Raw genomic sequence first — 5,477 nt, forward strand, 5'->3', positions numbered from 1 at the left:
GATCGGCAAATTCGGGGTCGGTCATGATCGTTGCCGGATTCGAGTTAATCAAAACTACGCGGTAGCCAAGCTCTTTGAGTGTTTTGACCGCTTGTGTTCCTGAATAGTCAAATTCACAGGCTTGACCGATGACGATCGGGCCTGATCCGATGAGTAATATCGTTTTGATGTCGTCGCGTTTTGGCATTGAGACCCCTGTCAGTAAAAATTTTATTATTATAGACGAGAAGCACTTAAAATCCGATTACAAGCGGGTAACGCAAGGGTACAAAGCGAGAATTGAATACGATGAATTTGGGGGGGATAACCCCCTAAACGGAGATCTTAGCGTACGTTGGTTATAACGTGAAAATAAGCAGGATTTTTACCGTAAAAATAAGGTTCGACAACGGCACTTTGGTATCCGCTGGCCCGTGTAATGGAAACGACTTTTCCGACTTTCAGACCGGCTAAAAAGATCCGATCCAGCCCTGAAGTTAAAACTTCGTCGCCGACGGCGATCGGTATCCATGTCGGGATGAATTCGACAATGATCCGGCGATCGTTGTTTCCTCTAACGATTCCCGGAGCGAGGGTAGTCCCGATATTGACCGCATAAGAACTTTTAACGTCTCCGTTGAGCAGAGCCATCGGTTTGTTGTTATTGGCTACGACGATGCCCGCGGCATAGCCCCGATACAAAAGCCCGTAAACCTTTTTCGGATCGAATCCGTCCATTTCCAGCCATACACGGTGGGGGTCTCCGAATCGGACATACGAAAGAGCTCTGGCCAAAGAGACATTGGCATCGGTTTTCATCGTGGTGTTCTCTTCATGCAATAGCTTTTGGTATTCGTCGGCTATTTGGTGCATGGATAAAAGCTCTTTTTCGTAAAAGCTGTTTTTTTCACGAAGATCGATGATCGTAGCTTGTTGATTGAAGTGCTCACTGATACTGTTTTCAATGGTTTCGGTAACATTATGATAAGAGGCTTTAAGCATGAGATTAAGCCGAAGAATCGGTGATTGAAGAATGTTGGTGAAATAGAGCGCTCCTCCCACCAAAACGGCGAGAAACAGAGCGAGGCTGATGGTCTGTTTATTCATTATCGAACAGCTCGTGGAGTTGATCGATCTCCTCGAGTGCACGACCGGTTCCGCGCGCTACGCACAATAAAGGTTCGTCGGCAACGTAGACGGGAATTTTAATGATCTCTGAGAGATATTTGTCCAGTTGGCGGATCAATGCTCCCCCTCCGGTTAGGATGACACCGTTATTGACGATATCGCCTGCCAAGTCCGGCGGCATGTTCTCAAGAACGTCGCGTACCGCTTCAAGAATCTCTTTGAGAGGATCGCGCATCGCTTCACGGGCATCTTCGCTGGTAAGCTCGATCGAAGTCAAAAGCCCTTCGACCTGGTCACGGCCGTTGATGATCATTTTAAGTTCTTGCGCCAGCGGCATCGCTGTACCGATATTGATTTTGATATCTTCAGCGATACGTTCACCGATCAAAAGGTTGTATTTGCGTTTGACGTAATCCATGATGGCACGGTCGATTTTGTCACCCGCAACACGGATGGAACGGCATAGTACCAATCCGCCGAGCGAAATAACGCCGATTTCGGTCGTACCCCCGCCGATGTCGACGATAATATTCCCTTTTGGTTCACGGATATCGATTCCCGCTCCGATTGCGGCTGCCATCGGTTCGTCGATCAGATAAACTTCCCGTGCCCCTGCACTCATTGCCGATTCGCGTACCGCTTTACGTTCGACCTGTGTCAAGCCGTAAGGGATACAAATGATGATACGTGGACTGATAAGACTGGTTCGTCCGTGCGCTTTTTCGATAAATTTACGGATCATTTTTTCCGTCATATCGAAATCGGCGATGACGCCGTCTCTCATCGGACGGATCGCTTTAATATTTCCCGGCGTTTTACCGACCATCTCTTTGGCTTCGCGCCCGACGGCAAGTACTCTTTGCTGACCGTATTTTTCCGTTTTGACGGCAACGACGGATGGCTCGTTGATGATAATCCCTTTGCCTTTTGAAATAACAAGGGTATTGGCAGTCCCTAAGTCGATAGAGAGGTCGTTTGAAAACATTCCGATGAGTTTATTAAATAGCATTATTTCGTCCTATGCACTTTTTTGATTCGTTTTTTTGATGTATACCGGCTGGGTATTCTCTTCTACTACATTTTTGGTAATAAGCACTTCATATCCGCTGTATTCAGGAAGCTCGTACATCGTATCTCCCATGATCTCTTCCATGATGGCACGCAATCCGCGCGCTCCCGTTTTACGTGCCAACGCTTTGGCAGCGATGGCAAGGAGGGCATCGTTTTCAAAAGAAAGTTCGACATTATCGATCGCAAAAAGTTTGGTATATTGTTTGACGAGAGAGTTTTTCGGCTCGGTCAGAATGCGAACCATCTCCTCTTCGGTAATTTTATTAAGCGATGCAATGATCGGAAGCCGTCCGATCAGTTCGGGAATGAGGCCGTAACTGACCAAATCATCCGGTTCGACGTTGTCGAAACTGTCGTCGATTTCGGTCGTATTGCGTTTGTCATGACCAAAGCCCATGACATTTTTTCCTTTTTTGCGTTCCAAAATCTGTCCGAGTCCGTCAAATGCCCCGCCGCAGATGAACAAAATACCGGAGGTGTCGATTTGGATAAAATCCTGGTTCGGGTGTTTGCGTCCCCCTTTAGGAGGGATATTGACGACGGCACCTTCGATGATTTTCAGCAATGCCTGTTGTACCCCTTCACCGGATACGTCACGGGTAATCGAGCGGTTTTCGCTCATACGGGAAATTTTGTCGATCTCATCGATAAAGACGATCCCTTGTTGCGCCCGTTCGACATCGCCGTCGGCTGCTTGAAGCAGTTTGGTGAGGATATTTTCGACATCTTCGCCTACATATCCCGCCTCAGTCAGGCTAGTGGCGTCGGCGATCGCAATCGGGACATTGAGGACGCGGGCGATTGATTGTGCCATAAGCGTTTTCCCGCTTCCCGTCGGCCCGATCAAAAGGACGTTCGATTTTGCGATTTCCGTATCGTCATCGATTTGGGTGTGTTTGAAAATCCGTTTGTAGTGATTGTATACGGCGACCGAGAGGAGTTTTCGGGCACGCTCCTGACCGATAATATATTGGCCCAAAAAGGCGTTAAGCTCTTTAGGGGTCAGGAGTTCGGCATTGATGTGTTCTTGTACGGCAGCCGTATCGGTATCGCTGTCTCCGAACATGATTTTGTATGCAGAGAAGACACAGTTTTTACAGATATAGACGTTGTTCCCCGCGATTAACGGGTTGTGATCGCTCTCGGGCGCATCACAGAAACTGCAGTGGCGATGAATCATGATTGATTCCTTTCATACGGGATTCCCCGTTTGGTATTGGCGATAAAACTACACAGATTTTTAACGTACTCGTTTGATTCGTTTTCCAATAAGGCGTTTGCAACTTCTTGGAGAGGTTTTCCCGACTCGAAGAGTTCGCGATAAGCGGAACGCAACGCATCGATATGTTCGCGTTCCAGATGACGGCGCAGACCGTTGAGATTCAATCCGCGCAAAACCGCACGATTTCCTTCCGCCAGACAATAAGGAGGGACGTCTTGAGACAATGCCGAAGCTCCGGCGATCATCGCATAGTCTCCGATTTTGACAAACTGGTGTACCGGGGTCATTCCGCCGATAACGGCGAAGTTGCCCATTTCGACATGCCCTGCAAGCGTTGCGGCATTGGCAAGGATACAATGATTTCCTATGATGACATCATGGCCCAAATGGACGTATCCCATGAAGAGATTGTGATCTCCGACGACGGTTTTTCCGCCGCCCCCGGCAGTACCGGGATTAAAAAGGGTAAATTCGCGAATCTTGTTGTAATTGCCGATAATCAACTCTACTTCTTCCCCGGCATATTTCAAGTCCTGAGGAATGGAACCCAAAACGGCGTGGGAAAAAATATCATTGTATTCGCCGATTGTCGTGTTTCCGTAGATACACGTACCTTGGGCTATTTTCGTCCCTTTGCCGATTTTTGCTTTTCCTGAGATAAAACAAAATGCCCCGATTTCGACATCCGGCCCGATAAGGGCACCTTCTTCGATAATGGCGTGCGGAGAAATCAAGCTCATAGCGCCTACTTGTCCACGATCATTGCTTTTAGTTCTGCTTCGGATACGAGCGCGTCATCTACATACGCTTTTCCCTCCAGCACCCAGATCGAGCCTTTGTGTTTCACAACGCTCATACGGTATTCCAACCGATCTCCGGGACGGACGGGAGCACGGAATTTGGCACCGTCGATACTCATAAAATAGACGACTTTTTGTGCCGCTTCTTCTTCGGTCATATCCATACTCTGAAATGCCAAAATACCGCCTGCTTGGGCCATACCTTCCAAAATCATGACACCCGGATAGATAGGATGCCCTGGAAAATGCCCTTCAAAAATTTGTTCGCCGATAGTGACGTTTTTGTAGCCGATCAAAGACTCGTTCGGAGTTAGACTTGTCACTCGGTCGACAAGTAAAAAAGGGAAACGGTGGGGTAAAATTTTTTGAATTTGCACGACATCGATCATATTGCGGTAACACCTTTAGGTAAAAAGTCGCCCAATTTTACCGCAAAAATGGTTAATTATTGATAATGATGTTAAATACTGGTTTTAAGTGCCCGTTTCACCAATAATTCGCCTACTTCGAAGCTGGCGTCAACAAACTCCAGTTTCGGAAGATCACGCATGCTTTTTCGCTCATCGACACTGTCGATTTTGATGATGACGTGGGCTTCGTTGTCGTAGCCGAGTACCGCTTCGCTGATCAGGCGGCGGGAGTGTTCGCTGCTCATGGTGATAATAACGGCTTTGGCCTCTTTGACCATCAGCGACTCGAGAACGGGAAGTTTGTTTAAGTGCCCGAAATAGGCCATGTATCCCAGTTTTCTGGCATGTAGTACATGCTTGAGGTTATCGGAGATGATAACGAAATTGGCATCTTGCGCTTTGAGATTTGCGGCGACGATTTTTCCCAGCATGGCAAATCCGGCAACGATGATATGGTCTTGTCGTCCGATAGGGGTAATGACGTCGGATTCGTAAAACTCTTTTTCAAAATAGGAGGAGAGTTTATAGATATTGCCGATGATAAACGGTGTGAGAATCATCGAAATGACACTGACAAGAATCAGAAAGCTCGCCATCTCCTGAGTGATCAATTTGAGCGATCCCGCAAGAGCGAAAACGGCAAATGAAAATTCTCCGATCTGTGCGAGAGAGAGGGCCGTTTTGGCTGAGGTGTTTTTGTCGGAATTGCGTCGGATGATGGCATAGATAACCAGTGCTTTAAAAAGCATCGCAAAAATGAAAATAAAAACGATGATATGGATGTTGGACAAAAAGAAGAGCAAATCGATTTTCGTCCCCACCCCGAAGAAAAATGCTCCCAATAGCAAGTCTTTATAACTTGCGATA

The 5,477-nt window shown here is 47.3% G+C and carries 7 protein-coding genes; all 7 read right to left on the reverse strand.

Annotated elements, in window-relative coordinates; genetic code table 11:
- Positions 1-187: hypothetical protein (locus Q0389_RS02065; protein ID WP_298691129.1), on the reverse strand; the 187-nt coding region annotated here is incomplete at its 3' end.
- 137 nt (positions 188-324) lie between these two features.
- A complete protein-coding gene (gene mreC, locus Q0389_RS02070; RefSeq protein WP_298691131.1) occupies positions 325-1,086 on the reverse strand; it encodes a rod shape-determining protein MreC in 762 nt (253 codons plus the stop codon).
- Complete coding sequence (locus Q0389_RS02075; protein ID WP_298691133.1) at positions 1,079-2,116, reverse strand: rod shape-determining protein; 1,038 nt, start codon at positions 2,114-2,116, stop codon at positions 1,079-1,081. Before Q0389_RS02075 ends, mreC begins: the two co-directional genes overlap by 8 nt.
- Before the next feature lie 9 nt (positions 2,117-2,125).
- Entirely contained in the window at positions 2,126-3,358 is a 1,233-nt protein-coding gene (gene clpX, locus Q0389_RS02080) for an ATP-dependent Clp protease ATP-binding subunit ClpX (protein ID WP_298691135.1), read from the reverse strand.
- Positions 3,355-4,140 carry an acyl-ACP--UDP-N-acetylglucosamine O-acyltransferase gene (gene lpxA / locus Q0389_RS02085; protein WP_298691137.1) on the reverse strand — a complete coding sequence of 262 codons (786 nt, stop codon included), beginning with the start codon at positions 4,138-4,140 and terminating at the stop codon, positions 3,355-3,357. Before lpxA ends, clpX begins: the two co-directional genes overlap by 4 nt.
- A 5-nt stretch (positions 4,141-4,145) precedes the next feature.
- The gene (fabZ, locus tag Q0389_RS02090) at positions 4,146-4,589 is read right to left on the reverse strand and encodes a 3-hydroxyacyl-ACP dehydratase FabZ (RefSeq protein WP_298691139.1); all 444 of its coding nucleotides are present in this window, start codon (positions 4,587-4,589) and stop codon (positions 4,146-4,148) included.
- A gap of 71 nt (positions 4,590-4,660) precedes the next feature.
- Positions 4,661-5,477 (reverse strand): NAD-binding protein (locus Q0389_RS02095; protein ID WP_298691141.1); only part of this gene is annotated, 817 nt, incomplete at its 5' end.

The organism is uncultured Sulfuricurvum sp., from assembly GCF_937936435.1.
Classification (GTDB): domain Bacteria; phylum Campylobacterota; class Campylobacteria; order Campylobacterales; family Sulfurimonadaceae; genus Sulfuricurvum.

What these genes read in the sequence shown, in the direction of transcription:
- Q0389_RS02075 (WP_298691133.1), bottom strand. Translation starts at nt 2,116, where the DNA reads ATGCTATTTAATAAACTCATCGGAATGTTTTCAAACGACCTCTCTATC.
- fabZ (WP_298691139.1), bottom strand. Translation starts at nt 4,589, where the DNA reads ATGATCGATGTCGTGCAAATTCAAAAAATTTTACCCCACCGTTTCCCT.
- clpX (WP_298691135.1), bottom strand. Translation starts at nt 3,358, where the DNA reads ATGATTCATCGCCACTGCAGTTTCTGTGATGCGCCCGAGAGCGATCAC.
- mreC (WP_298691131.1), bottom strand. Translation starts at nt 1,086, where the DNA reads ATGAATAAACAGACCATCAGCCTCGCTCTGTTTCTCGCCGTTTTGGTG.
- lpxA (WP_298691137.1), bottom strand. Translation starts at nt 4,140, where the DNA reads ATGAGCTTGATTTCTCCGCACGCCATTATCGAAGAAGGTGCCCTTATC.